General features: G+C 67.7%; 28 protein-coding genes. 10 read left to right on the top strand and 18 right to left on the bottom strand.

Annotated elements, in window-relative coordinates; all coding sequences use genetic code 11:
- Nucleotides 1–75: 75 nt before the first annotated feature.
- The 11 genes from ACIF8T_RS13355 to ACIF8T_RS13305 all read right to left on the bottom strand — a co-directional run bounded on the left by ACIF8T_RS13355 (nt 76) and on the right by ACIF8T_RS13305 (nt 7,149).
- A complete protein-coding gene (locus tag ACIF8T_RS13355; RefSeq protein ID WP_400034357.1) occupies nt 76–1,206 on the bottom strand; it encodes a tyrosine-type recombinase/integrase in 1,131 nt (376 codons plus the stop codon).
- Nucleotides 1,206–1,418, bottom strand: coding sequence for a helix-turn-helix domain-containing protein (locus ACIF8T_RS13350; protein ID WP_086739638.1), 213 nt, complete (start codon nt 1,416–1,418; stop codon nt 1,206–1,208). The genes ACIF8T_RS13355 and ACIF8T_RS13350 overlap by 1 nt, the downstream gene beginning before the upstream one ends.
- Nucleotides 1,411–2,706, bottom strand: a complete 1,296-nt coding sequence (locus ACIF8T_RS13345; protein ID WP_400034355.1) for a replication initiator — start codon at nt 2,704–2,706, stop codon at nt 1,411–1,413. Before ACIF8T_RS13345 ends, ACIF8T_RS13350 begins: the two co-directional genes overlap by 8 nt.
- Before the next feature lie 153 nt (nt 2,707–2,859).
- Nucleotides 2,860–3,105 (bottom strand): SpdD protein, encoded by a 246-nt coding sequence (locus tag ACIF8T_RS13340; protein ID WP_400034720.1) that lies wholly within the window; start codon nt 3,103–3,105, stop codon nt 2,860–2,862.
- A 25-nt stretch (nt 3,106–3,130) separates the two neighbouring features.
- Entirely contained in the window at nt 3,131–3,325 is a 195-nt protein-coding gene (locus ACIF8T_RS13335) for a hypothetical protein (protein ID WP_055690856.1), read from the bottom strand.
- 15 nt (nt 3,326–3,340) lie between these two features.
- A complete protein-coding gene (locus ACIF8T_RS13330; RefSeq protein WP_085478225.1) occupies nt 3,341–3,532 on the bottom strand; it encodes a mobile element transfer protein in 192 nt (63 codons plus the stop codon).
- A 2-nt stretch (nt 3,533–3,534) separates the two neighbouring features.
- A complete protein-coding gene (locus ACIF8T_RS13325; RefSeq protein ID WP_400034352.1) occupies nt 3,535–3,717 on the bottom strand; it encodes a hypothetical protein in 183 nt (60 codons plus the stop codon).
- Between the two features lie 16 nt (nt 3,718–3,733).
- Complete coding sequence (locus ACIF8T_RS13320) at nt 3,734–4,384, bottom strand: DUF2637 domain-containing protein (RefSeq protein WP_400034350.1); 651 nt, start codon at nt 4,382–4,384, stop codon at nt 3,734–3,736.
- Nucleotides 4,385–4,472: 88 nt separating this feature from the next.
- Nucleotides 4,473–5,852, bottom strand: coding sequence for an FtsK/SpoIIIE domain-containing protein (locus tag ACIF8T_RS13315; protein ID WP_400034348.1), 1,380 nt, complete (start codon nt 5,850–5,852; stop codon nt 4,473–4,475).
- Nucleotides 5,852–6,208: a hypothetical protein gene (locus ACIF8T_RS13310; protein ID WP_400034346.1), complete on the bottom strand. Its 357-nt coding sequence runs from the start codon at nt 6,206–6,208 to the stop codon at nt 5,852–5,854. The genes ACIF8T_RS13315 and ACIF8T_RS13310 overlap by 1 nt, the downstream gene beginning before the upstream one ends.
- Before the next feature lie 155 nt (nt 6,209–6,363).
- Nucleotides 6,364–7,149: a GntR family transcriptional regulator gene (locus ACIF8T_RS13305; RefSeq protein ID WP_367529854.1), complete on the bottom strand. Its 786-nt coding sequence runs from the start codon at nt 7,147–7,149 to the stop codon at nt 6,364–6,366.
- Nucleotides 7,150–7,256: 107 nt separating this feature from the next.
- Here ACIF8T_RS13305 and ACIF8T_RS13300 point away from each other — a divergent pair, with 107 nt between their 5' ends.
- The 4 genes from ACIF8T_RS13300 to ACIF8T_RS13285 are packed head-to-tail and all read left to right on the top strand — an operon-like array spanning nt 7,257 to nt 8,863.
- Nucleotides 7,257–7,664, top strand: a complete 408-nt coding sequence (locus ACIF8T_RS13300; RefSeq protein WP_028959277.1) for an NUDIX hydrolase — start codon at nt 7,257–7,259, stop codon at nt 7,662–7,664.
- Nucleotides 7,665–7,710: 46 nt separating this feature from the next.
- Complete coding sequence (locus tag ACIF8T_RS13295; protein ID WP_400034344.1) at nt 7,711–8,142, top strand: ATP-binding protein; 432 nt, start codon at nt 7,711–7,713, stop codon at nt 8,140–8,142.
- A complete protein-coding gene (locus ACIF8T_RS13290; protein ID WP_400034342.1) occupies nt 8,136–8,483 on the top strand; it encodes a hypothetical protein in 348 nt (115 codons plus the stop codon). The genes ACIF8T_RS13295 and ACIF8T_RS13290 overlap by 7 nt, the downstream gene beginning before the upstream one ends.
- On the top strand, nt 8,480–8,863 hold the full coding sequence (locus ACIF8T_RS13285; protein WP_400034340.1) for a hypothetical protein: 384 nt from the start codon (nt 8,480–8,482) through the stop codon (nt 8,861–8,863). The genes ACIF8T_RS13290 and ACIF8T_RS13285 overlap by 4 nt, the downstream gene beginning before the upstream one ends.
- 2 nt (nt 8,864–8,865) lie before the next feature.
- Here ACIF8T_RS13285 and ACIF8T_RS13280 read toward each other — a convergent pair whose 3' ends face one another.
- The 5 genes from ACIF8T_RS13280 to ACIF8T_RS13260 form a co-directional block, all read right to left on the bottom strand.
- On the bottom strand, nt 8,866–9,300 hold the full coding sequence (locus tag ACIF8T_RS13280; protein ID WP_400034338.1) for a hypothetical protein: 435 nt from the start codon (nt 9,298–9,300) through the stop codon (nt 8,866–8,868).
- A gap of 375 nt (nt 9,301–9,675) precedes the next feature.
- Nucleotides 9,676–11,706: an NACHT domain-containing protein gene (locus ACIF8T_RS13275; RefSeq protein ID WP_400034336.1), complete on the bottom strand. Its 2,031-nt coding sequence runs from the start codon at nt 11,704–11,706 to the stop codon at nt 9,676–9,678.
- A gap of 891 nt (nt 11,707–12,597) precedes the next feature.
- Nucleotides 12,598–12,972: a winged helix-turn-helix domain-containing protein gene (locus ACIF8T_RS13270; protein WP_400034334.1), complete on the bottom strand. Its 375-nt coding sequence runs from the start codon at nt 12,970–12,972 to the stop codon at nt 12,598–12,600.
- On the bottom strand, nt 12,969–13,367 hold the full coding sequence (locus ACIF8T_RS13265; protein WP_400034332.1) for a hypothetical protein: 399 nt from the start codon (nt 13,365–13,367) through the stop codon (nt 12,969–12,971). The genes ACIF8T_RS13270 and ACIF8T_RS13265 overlap by 4 nt, the downstream gene beginning before the upstream one ends.
- Nucleotides 13,368–14,348: 981 nt before the next feature.
- Nucleotides 14,349–14,732 (bottom strand): helix-turn-helix domain-containing protein, encoded by a 384-nt coding sequence (locus ACIF8T_RS13260; RefSeq protein WP_149553074.1) that lies wholly within the window; start codon nt 14,730–14,732, stop codon nt 14,349–14,351.
- A gap of 101 nt (nt 14,733–14,833) precedes the next feature.
- Between ACIF8T_RS13260 and ACIF8T_RS13255 the strand changes: the two genes are divergently transcribed.
- From ACIF8T_RS13255 to ACIF8T_RS13230, 6 genes are all read left to right on the top strand, one after another.
- Nucleotides 14,834–15,235, top strand: a complete 402-nt coding sequence (locus tag ACIF8T_RS13255) for a RidA family protein (RefSeq protein WP_400034330.1) — start codon at nt 14,834–14,836, stop codon at nt 15,233–15,235.
- Nucleotides 15,236–15,969: 734 nt separating this feature from the next.
- Nucleotides 15,970–16,194, top strand: a complete 225-nt coding sequence (locus tag ACIF8T_RS13250; RefSeq protein ID WP_400034328.1) for a cold shock domain-containing protein — start codon at nt 15,970–15,972, stop codon at nt 16,192–16,194.
- Between the two features lie 363 nt (nt 16,195–16,557).
- Nucleotides 16,558–17,628 (top strand): Gfo/Idh/MocA family protein, encoded by a 1,071-nt coding sequence (locus ACIF8T_RS13245; protein ID WP_400034326.1) that lies wholly within the window; start codon nt 16,558–16,560, stop codon nt 17,626–17,628.
- A 343-nt stretch (nt 17,629–17,971) separates the two neighbouring features.
- Complete coding sequence (locus tag ACIF8T_RS13240; protein ID WP_400034324.1) at nt 17,972–18,472, top strand: hypothetical protein; 501 nt, start codon at nt 17,972–17,974, stop codon at nt 18,470–18,472.
- Entirely contained in the window at nt 18,378–18,800 is a 423-nt protein-coding gene (locus ACIF8T_RS13235; RefSeq protein WP_400034322.1) for a CPCC family cysteine-rich protein, read from the top strand. The genes ACIF8T_RS13240 and ACIF8T_RS13235 overlap by 95 nt, the downstream gene beginning before the upstream one ends.
- A 162-nt stretch (nt 18,801–18,962) precedes the next feature.
- On the top strand, nt 18,963–19,424 hold the full coding sequence (locus tag ACIF8T_RS13230) for a hypothetical protein (RefSeq protein WP_400034321.1): 462 nt from the start codon (nt 18,963–18,965) through the stop codon (nt 19,422–19,424).
- A 1,015-nt stretch (nt 19,425–20,439) separates the two neighbouring features.
- Here ACIF8T_RS13230 and ACIF8T_RS13225 read toward each other — a convergent pair.
- The gene (locus tag ACIF8T_RS13225) at nt 20,440–21,768 is read right to left on the bottom strand and encodes a phosphatase PAP2 family protein (protein ID WP_400034319.1); all 1,329 of its coding nucleotides are present in this window, start codon (nt 21,766–21,768) and stop codon (nt 20,440–20,442) included.
- Between the two features lie 347 nt (nt 21,769–22,115).
- A complete protein-coding gene (locus ACIF8T_RS13220) occupies nt 22,116–23,027 on the bottom strand; it encodes a hypothetical protein (protein ID WP_400034317.1) in 912 nt (303 codons plus the stop codon).
- Nucleotides 23,028–23,172: the final 145 nt, after the last annotated feature.

Here is a 23,172-nt window from a genome sequence, read left to right as displayed (position 1 = left end):
TCCCGGGCTGGCCCTTCGTCGTGTCCGGGGTCGTGCCACACGCGTGCCACTAATGCCACGCGGATGCCACATCCTCTACTCGGAGGCCCCTCCCCCGCCGTCGCGGATCATGACCCCGAGCCGGTCGGCGATGGCCCGGTCCCGGTCGCTGGTCATGTGCTGATAGATCAACGCGGCCCGGGAGCTGCTGTGCCCCATCCTCGTCATCAGCTCCCGCGTGCTGGCCCCGGCCGTCGAGGCCAGCGTGTTGCCCGTGTGCCGAAGATCGTGGAAGTGCAGCTCGGTCGTGACGCCCGCGGCCTTCCGGGCCTTGACCCAGTCGTCCCGGAAGTTGCTCCGCCGCAGCTGCCCGCCCTGCGGCCCGACGAAGACGTGCCCGTCGCGGCCAGGAGCGGCGAAGTGCTCCAGGTGATGCGTGACCGCGTCGAGCAGTTCGGCGGGGAAGGAGACGGAGCGCACCCCGGCCGCAGACTTCGGCGCCTTGTCGAAGAGCCGGCCGTCCTGCAGCTCGGCCTGAGCCCGGCGCACGGTGACGGTCAGCCCCTCCAGGTCGATGTCCCGGCGTCGCAGGGCCGCCAGCTCCCCGAACCGCAGGGTGGTGAAGGCCGCCAGGAGCACAAGCAGCCGGTAGCGCGGCGCGATGGAGTCGGCGACGGCGAAGACCTCCGCCACCGTGAGGACCGGCCGCTCGGGCACGTCGTAGCGGTCCGCGCCCTTGATGCGGCACGGGTTCCGCCGGATCAGTTCGTCGTCCACGGCCGTGTTCATCAGGGCACGCAGCAGCTGGTACGCCTTGACCACCGACGGCTCACCGACGCCGGCCGCGAGGAGCTTGCCGCGCCAGCCGCGCACCCGGGCCGTCGTCACGTCGGCCACGCTCCCGGCCCCGAAGGTGGGCAGGATGTGCAGCCGCATCACCGACTCGTTCCGCTCACGGGTGCGGTCGGCGAGCTTCCGGTCCCGCAACCACGCGGTGGCGTACTCCCCGAAGTTCACCGCCCCGGCGTCCGGGTCCGACCACTGCCCGCGCGCGATGTCCGACTCGATGTGGGTCAGGGCGACTTGGGCATCGGTCTTGGTCGCGTACGTCTTCTCCGCCGGACGCAGCTGCCCCGTCTCCGGGTCCCGGTAGCGGACCTGCCAACGACCGGACGGAAGCTGCCGGACCGAGCCGAAGTTCCGCCGCTTACCTTTTTTGTTGGCCATCAAGCGGCCCTCCCCAGGGAACTGCGGCGGTCGCCGATCGGCTGCACCGTGTTGGCGTCGATGAAGGCGTTCAGAGCACTCTCCGGGATGCGGACGTGTCGGCCGACCTTGACGAACACGATGCGTCGCTCGGCGATCAGGCGGCGCGGGAAGCGTTCCGTGGTGCCGAGGAGTTCGGCCACCTGCGCCACGGTCAGGTAGCGGTCAGCCATGGGTGGGTTCCCCTTCCGTTCCGAGGGCGGGTTCGAGGGTTTCGGCGAGCCAGGCTTCGGCGTCGGTGAGGCCGGTTCCGGCGTAGACCCAGTGCGCGAGGACGAGGGTCGTGTCCGGGTCGGTCTCGGCCGCTGCCAGGGCTTGTGCACGGCGCCATTCGGCGCGGGCGTCGCGGAGGGCGCCGAGGGTGGTGGAGTAGCGGCGGGACTTGGTGGAGAAGTGGCCGCGGAAGCCGAGCATGTGGGCCCAGGCCCGCAGGCGGAGGTGTTCCAGGTCCTTACGGGCGCCGAGGGTCCAGGCGGTGCGAATGAGCCGGCGGGCGTGGTCGCTGATGTCGAGCTGGGCGAGTTCGGCGAGGAATTTCAGCGGTCGGTCCAGAGCTCCCGTGGCGGTCTCGGCGCCCTTGGTGGCGTACTTGGCGATGTAGGCGGCGACGGCCCGTTCGGTCAGTTCTTGGCCGCCGTCGAAGTCGGCCGAGCGGATGGTGCGGACGTCGAGCTGTCGGCCGAAGGTGAAGGTGTGAGCCCGGTCGTCGATGACCGGGCCGTCCACGCGGGCGGCGGTGGCGGCGGCCCGGATGGAGTCGGTCAGCAGCTCGGCGGTAGCCCAGGCGGGAGGCGGGGTGTCGCCACCCTCGGGGCCGTCGATGCGGATGACGGCGTGGAAGTGGACTGCCCCGCGCTTCTGGTACTCGGCGACCTTGGCGAAGGACACCCGGGCGTACTCGCGGAAGGCTCGCTGGGTGAGTCCGGCGCGCTTGGCGACCTCCCGGCGCAGGTAGATGGAGAAGCGCCGCCACAGCGGACCGGCATGCGCATTCCAGAGAACAGCCGCTTCGTAGTCGTAGGTGTCCGGGTCGAGGGGGGTGCCGAGGGCGGGGTCGTCCTGGTCGTGGAGGGCGCCGCAGCGGCAGCGGCGGACCGAGCCGGCCGGGCCGGTGGGGCGGTTGTGAACCGGGCCGAAGCTCGGGGCCGTGAAGGTGGCGAAGACGCGCGGGTGGGCGGCGACGCGTTCGGAGACACCCTTGCCGCCGCGCAGTCCGGAGGTGATCAGGTGGAAGGTGTCGCGGCGGTACACCTCGGCGCAGGCCGCGCACCGAGTCGTGCGGCGGTTGTTGCAGCGGACCAGGAGGTGACCGGCCGGGAGGCTGGAGGAGTCGAGGTGGTGGAGGACGTTGCCGATCTCGCCGGTGCGGGTGTCGACGGCGTACTCGGTGCGGTGGCCGTCGAGGCGGATCGGGTGCGTGCAGCCTCCGAGGCTGGCGAGCTGGCGCAGGAGTGCGGGCATGGTGCCCAGGGCGGCCAGTTCGCCAAGTTCGCGGAGCGGAGGCGGAGTGGCGCGGGTGATGATGGCTTTCTCCTTCTGGTTCGGCTGGAGGGAGACGGCCCCCGGGGCGGCGGATGCTTGGCGGTATCGAGGCCGCCCCGGAGGTCTGGTGCGTTAGCGGCGATGCTGGTCGCGGAGCAGCGAGCGCAGGACCACGGCGGCGACGGCCACGGAGACGGCCGTGACGGCGACGGCGGCCAGGAGCGCGGTCAGCACGACGCCGCCGACGAGGACGGCCGCGACCGCTCCGGTGCTGATGGAGATCTGATGAGCTGGCCACCGAGCGGGCACCTGGTCGGCCACGGTGTGGGGGTGCGTGGGCGGCGGTGTCGGGCTGTCGGGGTACTTGGGCAGGAACACGGCGAAGCTCTCCTCATCTACTCGTCTAGTCATGTGAGCCGTTGACGATGTCCACGCCGGAGCGCGTGCCGGACTCGATGGCCGGAGCCATGAAGGTGTCCGAGAGCCAGAAGCCGAAGAGGGCGATCAGGACGACGATCCATGTGCGGACGCCGAGGAACTTGACCGCTCCCCAGGCGAAGAAGCCGAGGAGGACGACGAGCGGCAGGCTGACGGTCACGGTGTGCGGGTCCTTTCAGCGGACGGGGCAGCGGTGGGTACGGGCGGCCAGTTCGGCGGCGGCGCGGCTGTCGTAGTCGGCGGAGAAGCCGCAGCGCGGGGCCGTGCAGGCGGCGGTGTGCTTCTCCCGACCGCGCCCGTCGTAGGACGTGCCGACCTGGACGGGGCCGATGCGGCTGACGTTGCGGAAACGCTTCGGTGCGGGCATGGTCAGTTCTCCTGTCGCAGGCTGGGGCCGGGGAACTCGCGCAGGATCCGGGCGGCTTCCCCGGGGTCCGACATGCGGTCGGCAGCTTCTTCGGCGAGGAGCCGAGCGAGCGCCAACCGACCGCTCACGGCCATCTCACGGGCCGCTTCGAGATAGTCGGCGGCCGTGTTGAAGCAGAGAGGCATGGTTCTCCTTTGTCGGTCAGGTGAGCTGGGCGGCAATGGCGTCGGCCATGGGCGGCGGGACGCCGAGGCGGGCGCGCAGGGTCAGGGTGTCGATGGCCGTTCCGGTGCGGGCGTGGTGCTCGGCGGCGACTTTGCGGGCGTGCTCGACCAGGGCGGCCGGGACGGTGACCGGCGGCGGAGCCGGTGCCGGCTCGACTGCCGGAGGCGCCGGGGGTTCCGGTGCGGGATCGGGCGTGTCCTCCTGGTCCTCGATGTCCTCGGGCGTCTCCTGGTCCACGGCGTCACTCGTCTCGTCGTGCGTGGTCGGCGACGAGTGGACGAGGAGGGTTCCGCCGAGGAAGGCGACCGCGGGCCAGCCCGCGACGAGGATGCGGAGCCAGGACGGCACATGGTCCAGGTCGAGCAGTCCGGCGGTGGCGACGTTCGCGCCCAGGGACGCGGCGAGGGCGATCAGGAACCAGCACCACCCGGCCGCTTTCGCCTCGCCGGACCGCAGTCGGCGCCAGGCGGCGACGAGCAGCAGGTCGACCGAGACGGGATAGGCCCACGCCTTCCACCCGTCCTGTCCGGCCGCCGAGGCGACGTCGTGCAGGTGGGCGAAGGACAGCGCGGCGGCGATGACCGCTTGGACGAGCACCGCGTCGACACGGGCCAGGTGGGCGCGCATGCTGCGGCTCCTTCCGGGTTCGGGCATGGGAGGGGTAGGGACATGGCGTGAGGCAGTCACGCCGACCGGGGGTGAGCGCGGACGCGGGTCAGTCGGTCACCGGGCGGGGCCGTACGACCGGGCCCGGTGTCTCGGCGGGCGGCCGTACGGGCACGTCGGGCCGGAAGGGCTTGAGCGCGGGCAGGTCGGGGACCAAGTGGGCCGACTCGCGGCAGGTCTCGGCGGCATCACCGAGGGAGAGGTACGGCGTGCGGATGCGGGACCAGCCGCCTGAGGTGTCACCGGCCACGGCGAGGCCGGGCCGTTCGGGGGCGATGGCGCAGGCGGCGGAGACCGCTTCGGGGGCGATGTCGCCGAGCGCCATCTTGGCGGAGGCTTCGTCGTTGACGCGGTGGCAGACGCGGCCGGTCAACTGGGCCCGCAGCATGGTCGCGCCCTTGCCCAGTTCGGCGCCGAAGCGCTGGCCGCAGACCTCCAGGTAGATGCCGGCGGCCCGGCCGAGCTGGGCGAGCCGGATGAGTTGGGTGACCATCTCGTCCCGGCGTTCCTCGTCCTTCTTCGTGGCGACGAGGAAGAGTTCGGCCACTTCGTCGACGAACAGCACGACAGGCACCGGGCGTTCGTGCTCGGGTAGGCCCCAGATGTCGGAGGTGATCTCCTCGTCCGGTGTGCTCGGCGCGATGCCCTGCCGGACCTTGATGAGGTCGTACCGGTCCTCCATTTCCTTGATGAGCACGGGCAGCAGCTCGGCGGCTTGCTCCGGGTCGGTGGCGAGCGCCGACAGGCGTGGGGCGAAGGGCGCCAGTTCCACGCCCCGCTTGCAGTCGATGCCGACCAGGGCGACGGGCCGACGGGCGAGGCCGGTGACGAGGTGACGCAGGTACATGGACTTGCCGGACAGCGTGGCGCCGAGGGTGAGTTGGTGCGGAACGGTGCGGTAGTCGCGTACGAACGGAGTGGCGTCCTCGCGCAGCGCGACCGGCACCCGGAGGAGGTCCGGGCGGAGCTTGCGTGGCATGCGCACCCGCCGCAGCACGTCGAAGCCGACGAGCCGCAGTTCGACCACGCCCGGTTTGACCGTGGTCACGTAGACGGCGTGGACGCCCCAGGCGTGCCGCAGTCGTTCGGCGGAGGCGGCCACGTCGGCGGGTTCCTGCCCCGGGGCGAGCCGCAGGCGGACCCGCAGCCCCGTCGTGGTCGGCCGGATGATCCCCCGGCGCGGCGGTACGGGCCGGACCTCACGGCGCGTGGTGGCCTTGACCGCCAGTACCCGCAGCCGGGAGGGCGCCACGGTCAGCCCGCACGCCTCCATGACGGAGCTGTAGGAGCCAAGCAGCCGGACCGTGGACACCGGTAAGCCGACCGTGGACCAGTAGACGCCGGGGTGTCGCGCCCGGGCGTAGGCGGCCCCACAGCCGAGCGCGGCGACGGGACCACCCACCTCCAGAAGCGTTGCCAGGTCGGTCATCAGGCCGACGCCCCCACGGCGGCCGGGAAGGCGGCCGGAGTGACGGCGGCGGCCCGGAAGGCGATGCCGTGGCGCTGCTGGCCGTTGAACACGCTCTCCCACGGCCGGGCGGCCAGGCCCGGCAGGGAGACCGGGGCACCGAGGGCGAGCCCTTCCGACACCCCGCTCTCCGGAACGGTCACCTTGATCAGGGACGACTCCCCCTCCTCGATGTACACGACGCCGATGGTCATCAGCGCCTCACCGCTGACGGCGTCCTTCGCGATTTCGCCCGACTGCCGGTCGCGGACCTTGGGCTCGGGCGCCTCGGTCAGCAGGATCGTCGCGGCCGAGGTCTCCACACGGATGGTGCGCAAGGTTTCTTCCCATCTACTCGTCTAGACAAGATGCGCCCTTCGAACCCGGCGACGCCGGGAACGGGATCACCTTGCCACACAACTTGCCCACTCGTCTATACGAGTATGCATGCCGGTGTGTACGAGTCCGGAGAAGTGGCCTCGCGCACCGCCGATCAGGTCGCCGGAAGCTGGTAGGAGAGGACGTACGCGTCCGCCGCCATCACCGTGTCGCAGACCTCCACGGCCCGCCCCGCAGTGTCGAAGGCGGTGCGGATCAGGTGGATCACCGGCACACCGGAGGCCAGTTGCAGCGTCTTCACCTCGGACGGCGAAGGCATCCGGGCCCGGATCTCCTCCTCGAAGTGGTCGAGCTGGTGGCCCAGTTCCTCGAGACGGGCGTAGATGCCGCCGGGGCCCGGGTTGGGCTCGGCGATCTGCGTACCGCGGGCGATGTCGAGCGGGAGATACGACGTGGCGAACTCGACCGGCCGGCCGTCGAGCAGGTAGCGGCGACGCCGGGCGAGCACGCGCCGCACGGAGCCGAGCCGGGTGGAGACGTCCTGACTGGCTTTCTCCTCCTTCACCTCCAGACTGTCCACGGTGGGGTGACTGCCGGCGGCGTCGGCCTCCACGATGAACGCGGACTTCCCCTGCTCGCGGTGGCGCCGGGCGAACCGGTCGGAGGCGAGGCGGCGCACCGGAGGCCGGGGCCGGACGAAGACGCCCCGGCCGTGCTCGGCGTGCACCAGGCCCTCGCCCTGGAGGATGGAGAAGGAGTTCCGGACCGTCATCCGGGAGACCCCGTAGTGCTCGACCAGCTCGGCCTCGGAGGGCAGCTTCTCCCCCTCCTTGAATCGCCCACGGTCGATGGCCTCGCGCAGCTGGTCGGCGATCTGCCGGAAGACCGCGCGATCACTGGTCGGGTCGAGGCCGCCGAGGATGCTCGGTAGAGACGCCATGCGTACTCCTTTAGGTATCTAGACGAGTGGGCGAGTCTTGTTGCTACGGTGGAGAGCCTAGTCAGCCGAGAGGGCCGAGGAACGTGAGCACAGAACGCCCGCACTCCGTGAGCGTCGCCGGGGTCATTGTCGATGGCCAAGGCCGAGCCCTCCTGATCAAGCGCCGCGACAACGGCCACTGGGAGCCCCCGGGCGGAGTCCTCGAACGCGAGGAGACCATCCCCGAAGCCCTCCAGCGCGAAGTCCTCGAAGAGACCGGCATCAAGATCGAGCTTCCCGCGACCCTGACCGGCGTCTACAAGAACATGACGGGCCTGATCGTCTCCCTCGTCTTCCGCTGCCAGGCGGCCGACGGTACTCCCACCACGGGGGACGAGACCCACGCACTGCGCTGGGCCACCCGCGAAGAAGTCATCGAACTCGCCGACGAGGCGTACGCGATCCGCGTGCTTGACGCACTCGACGCGGCGTCCCCGCCGGCCGTCCGCGCCCACGACGGCGTGAAACTCGTCTAGCCCGAACCCGCTACACATGGCGGCCTACCAGCACGAAGGAACTTGTATGCACGAGTATACGAGTAGCGCCCGGGTCTGGGGGCTCAGTTGCCCAGGATTCCCGGAAGAGGTCAGCCGGGCCCGCCGCTGGACCCGCGACATCCTGCGAGGCTCGCCGTTGGCCGAGGACGCCGAGCTGATCGTCAGCGAGCTGAGCGCGAACGCAATCCTCCACACGGCCAGCGGCCAGACATCCGGCAGTTTCCATCTGGCCCTCGCGGTCTCCCCGCAGGTGATCGCCCTGTCCGTCACGGACGACGGAAGCACCGGCACCGCACCGAAGGTCGAGCACCAGGACCAGGACGCGGAACACGGCCGAGGGCTCGGCATGGTCAGCGCACTCGCTCACCGGGTCGTCGTCCACGGCAGCCACGGCGGTCACACGGTCACCGCGGAACTCTTCACCGATGCCGGCCCGGCAGGAGGGCACCCGTGCTGACGTCCGCTCCTCCCGCAGCGCTGAGCACAGGCAGCCGGCCCCTCCCCTACCGATGCAGGGCCGCCGCCTACCCGTTGAACGAGGTCTGTTCCATCCCCTTGGGATCACACGACGCCACGAGCCCACGCCTGGCACTGCGCTGGTTACGCGAGCGCACGCAGCACATCACCGACCAGCTCGACGCCGCATACGCACAGCCGGGCCTGCACTGGCTGACGGACGAGGCCGAACACGAACGGGCCCTCGCCTACCTGACCGGTGGCACGGGGTACCAACTCACCCTCTACGACGAGAGCACTCACTACGTATTACTGGCCTACCCTGCGGGAGCGACCCCATGAACGGGCCCACCCGCGGCTACTGGTGCGAATGCTGGACCGAAGAAGTCACCAGCACGGGAGGGCCGGCGCGCCTGGCATCGTTCGACGCGTACTCGGCACCCCAGGCAGACCGATGGGTCGCCATCGCTCTCCGCACCATCTCACCGGCACTCGACTCCGACGCGTCGGACGAAGCCTGGACGTGGCTGTACGAAGAGCGCGCCGAGACCCGCAGAGCCCTGATGCGCTCCGAACCCTGCACGGTGACCATCACCCATGCCGACGTCCGCATCACCTGGACGATCCGCCCCGTGCTCTTCCTGCCCCTCGCCCACCGAGAGGAAGGATTACCGGCCTGCGCAGGGCTCTCCTCACCGGCGGCTGGCGAGTCCTACCGATGACGTCACTGAGGCACCCGGCCGACTGTGAACCCCTCACCGTCCTGGAACTCGATCAACACTCCACTGTCGACAAGGTAGACCCAGCACTCATAGCAGTCCGCCAGAACCGCATCGGCATGCGCTGCCACCAGACCAGCCTCCACAGCGACCGAAGGCACCATGTGGTTCCCCCAGAACAGAACAACCAGTTCATCCGGGCCTGCCAACTCACACAGCATCTTCCGGAGCTCCCCACCGTCGAACGCCGGGGAGCTCCGCAACACTTCAGTACCTCGCCAGTCCAGTCGGCAGGACCCCACGGCACCGAAGCGGTTCAGACTCAGTGCGGCAAATGTCCTGTCCTCCTCGTAGGAGAGAACCACGGCCGCATCACCGAAAGCCTCCAGCAGGCCCTCAAGCACTTCGACCTGCTTCCCGTAACCGGCCTCAGCTCCCAAGCCCGTTCCTCCTCTCCGCCCATCGCCGACTGAGTTACAAGTTTCTCTACTGGTTCAAGGCGGCTCGCTCCGCTCCCCGCGCGCGGCCCGGCCCCCGGCCGGGCCTGCGCTCCTGTCTCCGCCCCGCTCCAGCCCGGCCGGCGCCCGTGCCGCGCACACAGTGATCAGCGCCTGACGTCAGAGAAGGGGTACGTCGTGGCTGGGGCGGTCGGCTCCACGGCTTTAGGCAGCCACTTTGGCGCGAGCCTCGAAGATCATGGCCCCAACGTCGTGCTTTACCGGGCAGGTCCACAGACTGCCCGACGCGCCAGAAGCTTACGGGCCATGATCACTCGCGCCAAAGCAGCTCCAGCCCAAAGCCGTTCCGCCGACCTCTCATGTCCATCGAGAATCAGCATCACAGTCATCAACAAGCGAAATGTTGCGACGCGGAATCAGACTGTCTGGCGCTTTCTTGGCCAGGTAGTCACGAACCATCAGGTGACGAAACTCAAATGACCCCAGACGGGGGATCAAGATTGATGACTTCCGCAGAGAATCAAGTACCTTGAAATACCTTTTAGGGAGGAGCCCCCTTCGCATCATTATTACCATGCAGAGATGGCGTCTAATCAGGTCAGCACCACCGTTTTGCAGGGCAGCAAGTAGGCCAATGGGTACAGCATAAAATAGGGTGTTGATGCCAGGCTGAAAGAGCAAGACCGATTTGAGAGCCGGGTACAGGGCATACATCGACAAACTTACGCAGGCGTAGAAACCGCCACCAACAAGAAGGCCCACAGCCAACGCCGCCCGCCGCAGGCTTGCTAACTCAGCTCCCGGGAATAGGGGCATGCGTGACTTTTCAGCCCGCTCTGACGACCAGATCATGCGCATTGGAGGCCACATCATTGAGCAAGGGAATCCAATTACAACGATGGTATCGACGACAGCATTACCCGCGAACGGAATCAGCAGTGCCGCGACAATCCCTTGAGCAATGAATACGGCAACCAGTCGCTTGAAGAACAGCTTCACATTCTTTCGCGCCATCATCGTGCGAGACACTGGGGACAGCGGAAACTCATCCTTAGCTATTTTGACTGCTAGGTAGCCAAAAGTGAGGGGGAGAAAAAATGTGAGAATCCAGTACACGGGCCGAATAGTCGACTCTTCAGCCGAGGCGGTCATGACGGAGCGAACTGCAATCGTCGGCATAACGAAGGCTAGAAAACAGGACCAGAGCATTGCTCTTTTTAGAGTACCCTCAAGGGTTACAGGGAAGTGCTCGACCACCGCCCGGTCTGGATAAAAGGAAACGAGCTTTCGCGCTCTCAGCGTTTGGGCGATACTGGCTAGCCAAGACGTCTGGACAGGCCCATGTAGGTCAAGATTTACGCGCTTCTCACAGTGTGAAATGTACTCCCTCAACAAAGCTGACTCCATGTCGCGCGCATCAGTAACACCAATCGCGTCAACATCGCGATAGGTTATTAGCGCTAGACGAAGGAAAAGGGGATTCTGCAATAAAGAACGAAATTTGCGACTACCTTGGATCCCTTTCAGAAGCTGCTCAAAATCCGGACCGAGAATGCTTACGGCACCTACCAGATCTTGCGCTTCGATCGGATGCAAATCAATCGATCCGCGCAGCGCGAGGAACTTCCTGGCATCTTCGTATTCTCTCTTCCTGCAAGCTACGACTGCTTCCAAGCTCGGATAGCGGGACAGGAACTTATTCAGCGCAACTATGCATTCCCGGCGCTGGCGAAGGCCAAGTTCATCAAGACCGTCAATGAAGAGGGCTAGTTCTCCGTCCGCGAACCAGCTTTCAAGATACTGTTCGTGAATCCCGTACTGTCGGTTAAGTGTGTCAATAACCCACTCTTTTATCTCCCGTCGGGGCCCCAACCATGATGAGACATGGAGGTAGAATGGGATGGGATCATGCGAGTTCTCCCTAGCCTTCTCGAGAGAGTACCGCATAATGCGACGAAGAATATAAGTCTTACCAGCCCCGGGCTCACCGAGCACAAGCAGGCGACCTAGGGATGACTCAAAAGCATAGACCGCTTCAGCGCCTGAAATATGCTTACTATTTCCCGCCCCGGGAAGAGTCGCAATTTCTCTGCGCGGGTGAGCAACATATCCCACGCCATATCTCGCCGTAACCGGGAACTCTGGACCATCATCCCCAGACCACAGGTCCTCCTCGGCGAGCCACTTTGGCAACAGTTTAGTCACTAACCGTTGACGTACTTTGTCGGCTCGACTTTCACGCCAGAGGTTAGGTACGTTGGCTGCCAGTTTACGGATTCTGATGTCTCTACCTGCGGCAAAGTAACCCGAGATTTCGACATCTCCAAATATCGTCTTCGCGCCGCTACTTTCGCCATCTTTGCGCAGCCGACTCCAGCGCTTGAGCATGTGCGGGCTTCTTACTGACGGTCGAATCGAATATCGCGACCTGCGACATACTTACCCCTAAGTGTCACGTCACCGTAGACTGTGCCAGCACCCTCGATTTTGGATTCCGACCTAGAAAGAATTTGGTCCAGCTCTTGGGCGTCCTCGGGGTTCTCCCGCAGTGCTCTCAAGATTGCAGCGGAAAGATTTTCCTCGTCTGCCCCCAATGCGGGGGCAATGTTGCTACGTGATGTCAGGAATGCGCGAAGTCGCTCGAACCCTGATCGGGCCGCGGCGTCTGTAGCCGCTGCCGCGTGTGTAGAGAGGCCCGTCACGTAGGCAGTCGCCGCCGCGTCAGCAAGATGGACAAGTTCCATGGTTCCCCCCGATGGCCAGGTCTCAACTACATAAGCCTGCCACAGACACAGAGACTTGAGAGGTGGTTTGCGCCAACGAGGCGCATCAGCGCAGTCCCGTTGTCGTTCGTGCCCAGAAACGTGCCAGATGGCACGGGGAGTTACGCGAAACACCGCGGGTCAGGGCAGCGATGAGCGGGAGTGCACCGCTGCCTCACCGCAGGTCAGGCGGGTGAGCCACCTCAGATCACCCGAGCTTCCCAACCTGAGGGCTCAGTAGCACGTGTCGGCTGTCGTCGCTTGCTCTGGCCAACAGCATTGGCAGCGTTGTGAAGGTCGGTGGGGGTGCAGCGAGGCACACGCGCGCCTGGTCGAACGGCGTGCCCGCCGTCGTGGCTGACTGTCGTCGGCTGGAGTTCGTGCCACAACCGTGCCAGAAGCAGGGGTCAGCCACGGCCAGCACCGGTACGGCGCAGTCGAGTAACCACACGCTGCCTCGGCCGGCGAAGCCGCAGCTCAGCACGCAGATCACCCAGCCGCTCTCCTAAATCGGTGATCATGTGTCGGATGTACCGGGCACGGGGCGGGGAGCCTCAAGACGTAGCACGAGTGCGCGTAGGGCCCGGAGTTCGGCGTCCAGGGCCTGCGCACCCTCACGGGTGAGGGCTACCCATGTTCGGGGGCGTCGACCGGCGTAGCCCTTCTCTACGGTGATCATTCCGGACTCCTCCAGCACCTTCAGGTGCCGGGAAAGATTTCCGTCGGTGACGGCCAGTTGCTTCTTCAGGAAACTGAACTCGACCCGGTCGGCTTCGCGAGCGATGGTAAGGACGCCGAGCCGTACGCGCTGGTGGACGGTGTCGTCCAGCACCTGAGTGGGATGCAGTTCCTCTTGGTCGTCCTGCGTAGCGGTCGAGTCTTCGACGCTCATGAGACGACCGTACCCGCGACTGCGACACCGGGCGCGCCCCGGCGTCGGACCGCTGTCCACTCGCCCAGACCGGCGAGGAGCAGGACGGCAGCGAGCAGAAAGGCCTTGGCTTGCGGTCCGTCGGCCCAGCCGGGGTGGGCGGGGTGCTGCCAGGGAAGCCATCCACTGCCCCAGGAGGCTCCCAGGTACCCCGTGAGCAGCAGGGCGTGAGCGGTGCCGGCCGCCGCGGCGATCCAACTGCGTTCGGTAATGCCGAGAGCGAGAAGTCCGATGCCGACCAGGTACCACGGGGAGGCGTAGCTGTTCTCCAGCAGCACGGCCTCCCACGGCTGGTCCTTGCCGAACAGCAGCGCCCCCAGGGCTGCCGTGATCACAGTGGTGGCTGTGGCGGTCACGCGGACCCACATGCCGCGCCGGGGGACGACGCCCCGGGTCTCGCCACGCAGGCGGTACCAGCGGGCGAAGACGAACCATGCAAGGGGGAGGAGCGCGAACCAAACGCCCCATGCCGTGAAGCGCAGGACAGCTCCGTCGAACTCGCCCTTCAGACAGGGGGTTCCCGGTTCGTGGACGACGCACAGGCCTGTCAGCTCAGCATAGGCAAAGGCCGGATAGGACCCGATGTAGCGCCCGTGGGCTCCGAAGTTGAAGGCGTACCGGGCGACCGGAACGGCCGCCAGTGCAAGGAGCCCGAAGCCGAGAAGGGGAGTCCATGCTCCGTTGGTCTGCGTGCGGGTCCTCGACCGGAGGCCTTCCGTCGCAGCCAACAAGGCGGCTGCGGTCGCCCTCGGTTCCGATCCCGCGCTGCTCGATACGGATGTCCCCATCTGTCCCCCTTGTGGTCGGCGCTTTGGCGGCGCTCGTGAGCGGACTACCAGAGGGTCGCCCACCGAAGATCTAACTTTGCAGCACAAAGTACATGGCAATCAAGAGTAAGCCGGGTACTGGCAACATCAGAGAACCCTTCCAAGGGGCAACGCCAGGCAGGCCAGACGACAGCCCTAAGAGACGTCAGTGACTGCTCCGCTCACAACTCGGGACGAAGGGTCCGCGCCACAGACGTGCCAGGTTGTGCGGAGAACCACAGGGAACACCGGGAATCCAGCGGCGCCCCATCAGGTGGCTTCGTTCACTTCAAACAGCAGCGTTTGTCGGCTGGTTTCGGCAGCAGTTGGTGATCTTGAAGCTCGTGGATGTCCACGAGAAACAGCAGCAAGTCCATGAGACGGTCAGCCGCCTGTGACATGTCTGTTTCTGAACCTGTGGCATGGGATGGCTCGGTAGCCCGATCAGGTGAAGCGCGGGCCACGTCGGCGCCAACGACGTGAGATCGATCAAGGAATCGCGCAACGCGCGAGGGTGTCACTGCTGGCCCGTCAGGCGTCGAAACGGCCGCGTGCACTCTCGATGTGCCCGAGGTACTGGTGGGTCCAGCCGCAAATGGCGTCGACCGCGGTGCGCAGGGCCCGGCCCGGCTCGGTGAGGGTGTACTCGACTCGCGGTGGCACGGTGGGGTGCACCTTCCGGTCGACCAGGCCATTGCGCTCCAGCATGCGCAGGTTCTGGGTGAGCATCTTGTGGCTGACGCCCTCGACCTCGTTGCGCAGCTCGCTGAAGCGCAGGGTGTGCTCGCCGAGCGCCTCGATGATCAGGAGCGCCCACTTGTTGGCGACGTCCGAGAAGATCTCCCGCGCGAGGGAGTCTGCGCGCCGCAGGTCAGCGTCCTCGGGCAGGCCCTTGAGCAGCTGCTTGGTCACCATTGGGTTCCCCAGTCACCGAAAAGTGCGTTCTTCCAGGTCAGACATCACTCTCCTACAGTCCCTGAGTAACTACAAGAGAGCACACCGGAAGGGCGCGCACCGTGACCACCATGGACGTCTTCGACTACAACGTGCCGGCCGAGAGCGACTTCGGCTACTCACAGGCGATCAAGTCCGGCGAGCTGATCCACGTCTCTGGACAGCTCTCGTTCGGTGAGGTAGGCGAGTTCCTCTACGCGGGCGACTTCGCCGCCCAGCTCAAGCAGACCTACGCCAACATGGACAAGGTCCTGGACCACTACGGCTCCACTCGGAACCAGGTCGTCTCGCAGACCCTGTACGTGGTGAACCTGCGGCAGAACGCCGCGGCGACGGCGAAGGGCAACCTTGGGTACTTCGGCGACCACCGCCCGGCCAGCACGGTCCTGGGCGTCCCTGAACTGACCTTGCCCGGCCAGGTCATCGAAATCAGCTTCGTCATCGACACGAAACTGCCCGCTTGAGGTCTCCTCCTCGCACGCTCTCCCGCCAGCTGCACGGCCACGTCGCCGAAGTCGGCTTCCGCCTCAATGCCGGGCGAATGGGTGCGCGGGCTGAACCTCGATGGGCGCCTTGCCCGCCTCCATCGCGATCTGAGGCTTCGGCCGGCGACATAGCCCCTGACCAACGCATAGGACACGCCGGCGCAGTCTTCCTCGATCAGCCGGTGGAAGATCCGGGTGTCCGTGTGCCGCTGCTTGCGCGGCGCGTCCAGGTCCGCCCGCAGGATCCCGTCGATCACCGCCTTGTACGGATCCAGCGCTGACGGCCGCGGCGGCAGCGGCTTGCGTGGCTCCGGCCAGGCCGGGCCCAGGGCCTTGCGCACCGTCCGCCGGGCAACGCTGTGCTTGCGCTCCAGCTGCCGCATCGTCATGCCGACTCGGTGGTCCCGCCGGATCGCCGCGTACAGCTCGGCCTTCGACATTTACTGCATGACCAGGGCCTTCCACCGGGAACACCCCGACGCTGTCCTGGCAAGCCCTCCACTGCCCTCACCACCCGTGAACACCGCCCGACCGTGGAAACGGGTGCCTCCCAAACTCGTGTACAACCGCCGTCACGAGTCGTGAATAAAGCCAATCAGGGGCTGCAACGCCCTTGACCGCAGGTCAGCATGGCAGTCAGGGCCAGGTCACATGAGCTTCCCAAGCTGAGGTCCTCGGTATGTCGGCGCAGACGGAGCCGTAAGGTTCCACCCATGGTGACTGCGACTGTCCGCGAGTGGCACGGCGAGGAAGGATGGGGCGTGCTCGACTCCTCCGAGACTCCCGGCGGATGTTGGGGCCACTTCTCCCACATCCAGATGAAGGGCTTCCGAACGCTGTCGCCGGGACAGCAAGTAGACCTCCAGTGGGAAGCTCCTGGCTTCAAACAGGACGGGTACAGCTACCGGGCCGTGAACATCGTTCCTCGACCCGCCTGACATCACCAACTGACATCACCAACTGACATCAACGACAGCGAACGATGGCGCACCGAAGCGGCCACGGTCGGACCCACTAGCGACCACTGAGCCCCGTTTCGGCACGCCGCGCGACAAGGTGATCGAACTCTGAAGCGGGTGTCGCAGGTTCGAATCCTGCCGGGGGCACAGAGTAAAGGGCCAGCTCAGGAGGGGTTTCCTCCCGGGCTGGTCCTTCGTCGTGTCCGGGACGTCGTCGTGTCCGGGACGTGTGCCTCGGTCAGTCCATCCACCTGCTGCGTTCTCACGGTGGGAAACCAGCTGTGAAGGAAGGGGAGTCCGGCAGAGGATGTCTGTATGCGGTTAGGAGTGGTAGGGCTCAGGATGGGGCTTCACCTGGCGGACTGGTGCCGCAAGGTGGGCATGGAGGTCGTGGCGGCATGTGACCGCGACCCCGGACGCCGTGCCGTGGCGCGGACGCAGTTGTCCGGCGCGGTGCTGGTGGAACGGTGGCAGGAGCTGCTGGAGCACCCTCTTGACGGGGTCGTCCTGGCCAACGACTTCGACGAGCACGCGCCGTTGGCCATCGCGTTCCTGGACCGTGGGGTGCATGTGCTGTCCGAGTCGGCGGCGTGCGTGGACGCTGCGGAAGGAGAGCGGCTCATCGCGGCGGCGGACAGGTCGTCCGCGACCTATTCCTTCGCCGAGAACTACGTGGTCCATCCGCACGTCCGTCTCATCCGGCAGGCGATCGAGGCCGGGGAGCTGGGCCGGATCAGCCTGATCGAAGCGGACTACCTGCACGGCATGTCCCCGGCCGAGGTCGCGGGCCTGATCGGTGATCCGGCGCACTGGCGCGGGCGCATCGCTTCCACGGCGTACTGCACGCACACCCTCTCACCGATACTGGCCCTCACGAAGGCCTGGCCGGTGGAGGTGTCGGCGTTCCCGGTGGACGAGGCGGACCCACGCGCCGCGGTCGTCATGACGGTACGGCTGTCCACCGGGGCACTGGCCCTCACCCGGCACGGGTTCCTCCAGGGCGAGCCCGACAGCCACTGGAGCTGGATCTCCGTACGCGGCACCAAGGCGCTGGCCGAGTCCGTCCGGGCCGCCGGCGAACGGTCCTGGTCCGTCCGTGTCAGAACGGAGGGCTGGGCGACCCCGGAGGGCCACGCCCGCGAGGAGGAACGCACCCCTCCGCCTTTCACCCTCGCCGGGGAACCCGTGGCACGCGGGGCCGAGGGCACCGTACGAGTACTGCGCGCCTTCCGGGCCACGATGGAACACGGAGAGCCACCGCTGGTACCGGTACGGCCCGCCGTGGCCGCGTCACTGGTCGGCGTGGCCGGCGCGGAGTCACTGGCCAACGGTTCCCGCCCGGTCCCGGTACCCGTGATGACGACCGGCCCACAAAGAACCACGGGCCAGGCAGATCCTGACGTCCATGGCTGACATCAACGACACCGGACGGGAAGGCACGCCGGCGTCTCCGTCCGGCCGTCGCACCAGTCGCTGACAGCAGCCTCAGCGGTCCCGCATCGAACTCCTGAAGCAGGTGTCGCAGGTTCGAATCCTGCCGGGGCACAGAGCAAAGGGCCGGGTCAGGAGGGGTTTCCTTCCGGGCTGGCCCTTGCCATTGCGGACGCCGTGCCCCAGGCGTGTCACCAGCATCCACGCGGAATCCGCATCTCCTGGCCGGGGCCGCTCCCGTCCTTGCGGATCATGGTCCCGAGGAGATGGGTGACGTCCCGCCGGTGCCAGCGCTGTTCCGCAAGCTGCCGCTACCCTCTGGCCCGTGAAAGAGGACAGCCGACGCCTGTCGAACTTCCGAGTCCACCTCGTCCCGGCAGTCCTGGCCCTGGCCAACCCTCCGTGGCAGCGGGACGTATGGCTGGACCCGTCAGCGTTCGAGAATCTGGACCATATCTTCCACACGCTCTTCGACGACTTCTGCGACGCCGACAACCCCGAGAGCTGCCTGGGCACCAGCCTGAGGACCCAGGAAGAGGTCGTCCTCATGCGGCAACTGGGCACCGCACTCAACGCGGCGACGGCCGACGCGCCCAACGACACCGACGAAGAACACTTCGCCTCGCAAGCGTGGCCCGAGGTCGTGGCGATCGCGGGACGTCTCGCACAGGTCATGGTCGCGAATGACCTGAAGGAACTCGTCGCACTGCACGAGTCCGAGCCGGCAACCGATGACGTGCTGCCCCGCACCTCAGAAGCCGCACCGCAAGCGCACCAGATCGAGCGGGGAACAGCGGGGAACCGTTCGCCCAGTTCAGCGCCCTAGCTGGTTCCAACATTCCGCAGCTTCCCGAGCTGATGGCTCCACTGGCTGGGCAGCTCGTCCTTATCGGCTCGTGAGCGGCGGCGATGTCAGGCAGCATGCCCGGATGGTCACTCCGTTCGTCAACGCCCAAGGTGAGCCTGAGGACGGCCCGTACCCCTGTCCTTGCTGCGGCTTCCTGGCGCTCGGTGAGCGCAGCACCTTCGAGATCTGTTCGGTGTGCTTTTGGGAGGATGACGGGCAGGACGGTCTGACATCACCAGCCGGCATCAACGTCATCGGACGACGGCGGATCCCGGCAATCGGAACCGGACTACGGACCGCCCGGTGAGTACGAGCCAGGGCCGTGCGTACGGCTGAGGGATCGAACTCCTGAATTGGGAGTGGAGGTCGGTCCCTGTCGGAGCTGCTGTCGTTGCATGCATGCCCCCAGCCGGTCACGACCCGAAGGGGCACGGTATGCCTTCGCGGTGGTGCGTTAACGTCTGGCGACATGAAGAGAATCGGAGCGGGGGTCCGGTTGACCGCTGTCGTGTCCGTTTCGGGGTTACTGCTGTTGGGGCTGCCCGCGCTGTATTTCCTGGCCTTCTACGGCTGCGGCGAGAAGGAGGACCGGCTTGCCGAGGTGATGGCCGGCGAGGCGGTGCTGGACGCGGTTCCGGAAGGGGCGGGCCGGAAGGACCGCTACCAGGAGTGCGATGACGATGACCGCTTCGTGGTCGTGGGGACGCAGTACCGGTACGACGGTTCGCCGGAGAACGTCTTGCAGCACTACGAGGAGGTCGCCCGGGCCGGCGGTTGGCAGCCGCGGATCACGGCCGGAGGCGAGACGGTGGCCGGTTGTTTCACCAAGTCGATGGGAGGCACGACCGCCTACCTCGACGCAGGGGGACCGCACGACGGCCTTGTCCAGGTGGAGATCGTCGCGGACCGCGCGAACTCCCGGTGGTGCTGAACAACGGCCATGGTCGAGTCACCGGTGATCCACCGCAACCACGGCGGCAAGCCGGTCGCCCCCGTATCGGTTACGCCCGCGTGACATCACCGGCTGACATCAACGACGACGGGCATAGGCGGTCTTGAGCAATCCCCCGGGCCGTGGCGGGAGAAGCCCGAAAGCCTCACCGCGGTTACCGGATCGAACGCCGCCCTGACCCTCCTTCGGCTGGGCGGTTACGTGACGGTGCTGGCGAAGGCCCGCGCGTTCTTCGAGCGGCCTGTCGTGCGGCGGGGCACGGCGCGCGTCACCGGAGTCGTCCTGGTGGGCTTCGGCGTCGAGGTCGCCGCGACGTAGCCGCCGCCCTTCGCGGACGGCGGTGGGCCGCTCCGGCGGGCGAAGCGCGGTCGTGCCTGGCGGAGGGCACCAGCGTCTGCCAGGATCGGGCCGTGAACGAGCCTTCGGCCGCCGAGAGATGGAGCAGGGCCCTGGACTGGGCGGGGCTGCCCGTGTCCGTCCTCCTCCTTGCGGCCGGCATCAGAGACTACCGCGCGGGAGGGTCCGTGGGCTGGCCGATCGCCGGGGTGCTGCTCGTTCTGGTCAGTCTCTGGGTGATCCGCCGCGGGTTGCCTCGCCGGAGCGGCAGGACCACCGGGTCACCGTAGGGAAGCACGGCAGCGCGCGAACCGCGTGGCGGCCGGGGCCGCGTCCCGTTCCGGCGCCGCAGGGCCCTGCCCGGGCCGGTGCGGAAGCGCGGGCTTCGGGGAGGAAAGCCGCCGGGTCCTGCCCGCCGCGCGACGGCGGGAGGGTGCCTGTCCGGGCGATCGGCCGTACGAGGGTGTGGGGGCGGTTTCTTCGTCCGGTGGCAGGGGGGGGGGGGGGGGGGGGGGGGGGGGGGGGGGGGGGGGGGGGGGGGGGGGGGGGGGGGGGGGGGGGGGGGGGGGGGGGGGGGGGGGGGGGGGGCGCCGCCCGGGCCCCCCCCCCCCCCCCCCCCCCCGCCCCTGCTGCTCCGCGGCTGCCGGTGCCGCCTGGTTCACGTCAGTTCGGGCTGGGGTTCCGGGCGGGGCACCGGTGCGGTGTCCGGGCGGTGCCGGGCGGTGGTGCGGGCGTAGGCGTAGAGCACGGAGGTCATGGCCAGGACGAGGAGGGGGCCGGACAGCCAGGGGTGCCGGGCCATTTCCAGGGGCAGGTAGCGGTAGGAGAGCAAAAGGGCGGCGAAGACCGCCGTGCCGTAGGCGACCAGTCGAAGGCCCGGCCGGTCCCAGCCGTGGTCGAACGAGCGCAGGGCCGCTTCGACGGTGAGGGTGAAGACCACTCCGGCGATGAGGTCCACGCCGTAGTGGTAACCGAATCCCAGGGTCGCGGTGAGCGTGGCGATCAGCCAGAACGTGCCGGCGAAACGCAGGAGTCGCGGGCCCTTCCGGGAATGGATGAAAAGGGCGACGGCCCACGCGGTGTGCAGGCTGGGCATGCAATTGCGCGGGGTGATCCCGTCGAAAGGCATGGGGTACGGGGCGGTGACCGGCGGCGGCGTCTGCGGCCACAGGTGGGCCACCGCCCAGTGGGCGCTGGACGGCGTGTCCGCCCACAGGCTGACCGCCTCCCAGTGTTCGGCGCCGGTGCCGTAGGCGAAGATCGGTCCGACCACCGGGAAGACCAGGTAGACGGCCGGTCCGAGGAGGCCGATGACCAGGAAGGTGCGCACCAGGTGGTGGGACGGGAAGCGGCGCTCGGCCGCGACGCCGCGCAGTTGGTAGAGCGCGACGACGACCGCGGCGACCGCGAGCTGGCCGTAGACCACGTCGAGGACGTTGAAGCCGATCGGTCCGGTGGCCGTGACGAGGCGGCCCGCCAGCCATGACGGGTCGCCCAGCGCGTGGTCGGCGGTGGCCACGTACTGGTCGAGGACGGTCGGGCGGGTCTTGGAGGTGATGATCAGCCAGATGTCGCCGGTCTTGCGGCCGGCCACCAGCAGCAGGCCCAGTCCCGCCCCCTTCAGCAGCAGGACGCGTTCCCGGCCGGTGCGGCGCGTGAGGGCGACGGCCGCGCAGCCCAGGATCACCCACAGAGCGCCGTTGCCGAAGGGGTGGCCGTCGGTCGCCGGGGCGTCGACCGCCCAGCGGACCAGCGCGAAGGCGATGTCGATGCCGACGGCGGCGCCGGCCGCGATGAACCGCTGGCGCCAGGTGAGCACCACCGTCGTCAGCGCCATGCCGGCGTACAGCAGGAAACCCGACTTGGGGGCGAATACCAGCTCCCGCGCCTGGTTGGTGATCGGACCCGGCAGGCCGTAGCCGCGTGCCGTGATCTCCAGTGCGACGAGGAATCCGAGGGTCACCGCACCGGCCGCGGCCCACACCATCGCCCGGGGTCGACGCAGTCCGGAAAACACCGTTCTGCTTTTTATGCGCGAAAACACCCGCGATGCTGTAGGTATCAATTGATTGACCGATTTGTTGGGTTTTGGCGTCGACGATTGCCCATCGTGCCGAATGGCGTTTTTTTCCGGTACAGGAAGGGCGATAAGGGCGTTCATCGCGAGTTTCGAACATGTTAATGGAACAGTGCCCGCGCCTCCGGGGAATGCGAGATGTCCCGCTCGGGGCGGCGGGGGCGGTCCCGGCCCCCGGCCCGGGCGGGCCGACGGCAAGGGCCGGGCCGGGAGGCGTGTCGCCTCCCGGCCCGGCCCGTCGAGCGGCCGGCCGGCGGTCAGCCGCGCCGCAGGTGCACCGCCACCGTCTCGGCGGCGGTCACCGGCTGCGCGTAGTCCGGGTCGGTCGCCGTCGCGCGCGCCGCGACCTCCACGTCACCGCGCTGGAAGGGCACGTCGCCGGTGGGGGCGGCCGTCGCGGTCCAGGCCACCGGTGCGCCCGGGACGCAGGACACCGACGCGCTGTAGGAACCGCGGATCAGCTTCTGCCGCTTCACCTGCGTGACGTCACCGGCCAGGGCGACCTGCACCGGCTTGTTGCAGCTCACCGTGCCGTGCACGGTCGCCTTGCCGTTCAGGGTGCTCGCGGTGCCCTCCAGCGCCACGGCGAGTCCGAGGTCGAGCTCGGCCGGCGGCGCCGGGTTCTCGATGTGGACCTCGCCGCGGGCGGCGGCCGGGCCGCCCTCGCAGTGCTGCACGAAGCTGGCGTCGAGCTTCCTCACGTAGCCCTGCGGGCCGAACTCGATCGCGGAGATGGTGAACTCGCCGGTCAGCTGGTTGCAGCCGCGCCCGTTGCCGCTGAGGTCGAGGCCCGGCTCGGCCGGTCCGTTGAACGGGTGGCGGGTGGCCCCGGTGTAGGTGCCCGGGACGAGCTTGGTGCCGGACGGCGCGGCGAGGTCCAGGGACCACCAGTCGCCGTTCGCGCCGTTGACCCAGAGGCGGACGGCGTTGTCGTCGCCGCTGGAGGTGATGTCCAGGCTGTCCTGGGACGCCGTCGAGTAGGCGTACGACCGGCCGCCGCTGATGTAGTCGCCCTCGTCACCGCTGAAGGTGAGGGAGCCCTCGGCGGCCGGCAGGGCGTGCGCCTCGGTGCCGGACAGCAGGCCGGTCGTGCCGGCCGCCATGCCCAAGGCGAGCACGAGGACGGCCGTGGCGCGGGCCAGGACGCGTCCGGGTGCGAGCAGGTGCATCAGTGTGTCCCCCCTGAGAGATGAAGTACCCCGTCGCCGGCGAGAGCGCTTTCCGCGCCGGCGGGGGAAGTCTGGCAACCAGTGCGGTGGTTGGACAACTGTGTTTTAAGGGCGGCGAGTTGATGTTTCGGCCAACCTCCGGTGA

It is taken from the genome of Streptomyces sp. NPDC085946, assembly GCF_044540485.1.
GTDB lineage: Bacteria > Actinomycetota > Actinomycetes > Streptomycetales > Streptomycetaceae > Streptomyces.
The sequence above is the reverse complement of the archived record's forward strand: the minus strand, read 5'-3'. Positions and strand labels throughout refer to the sequence as shown.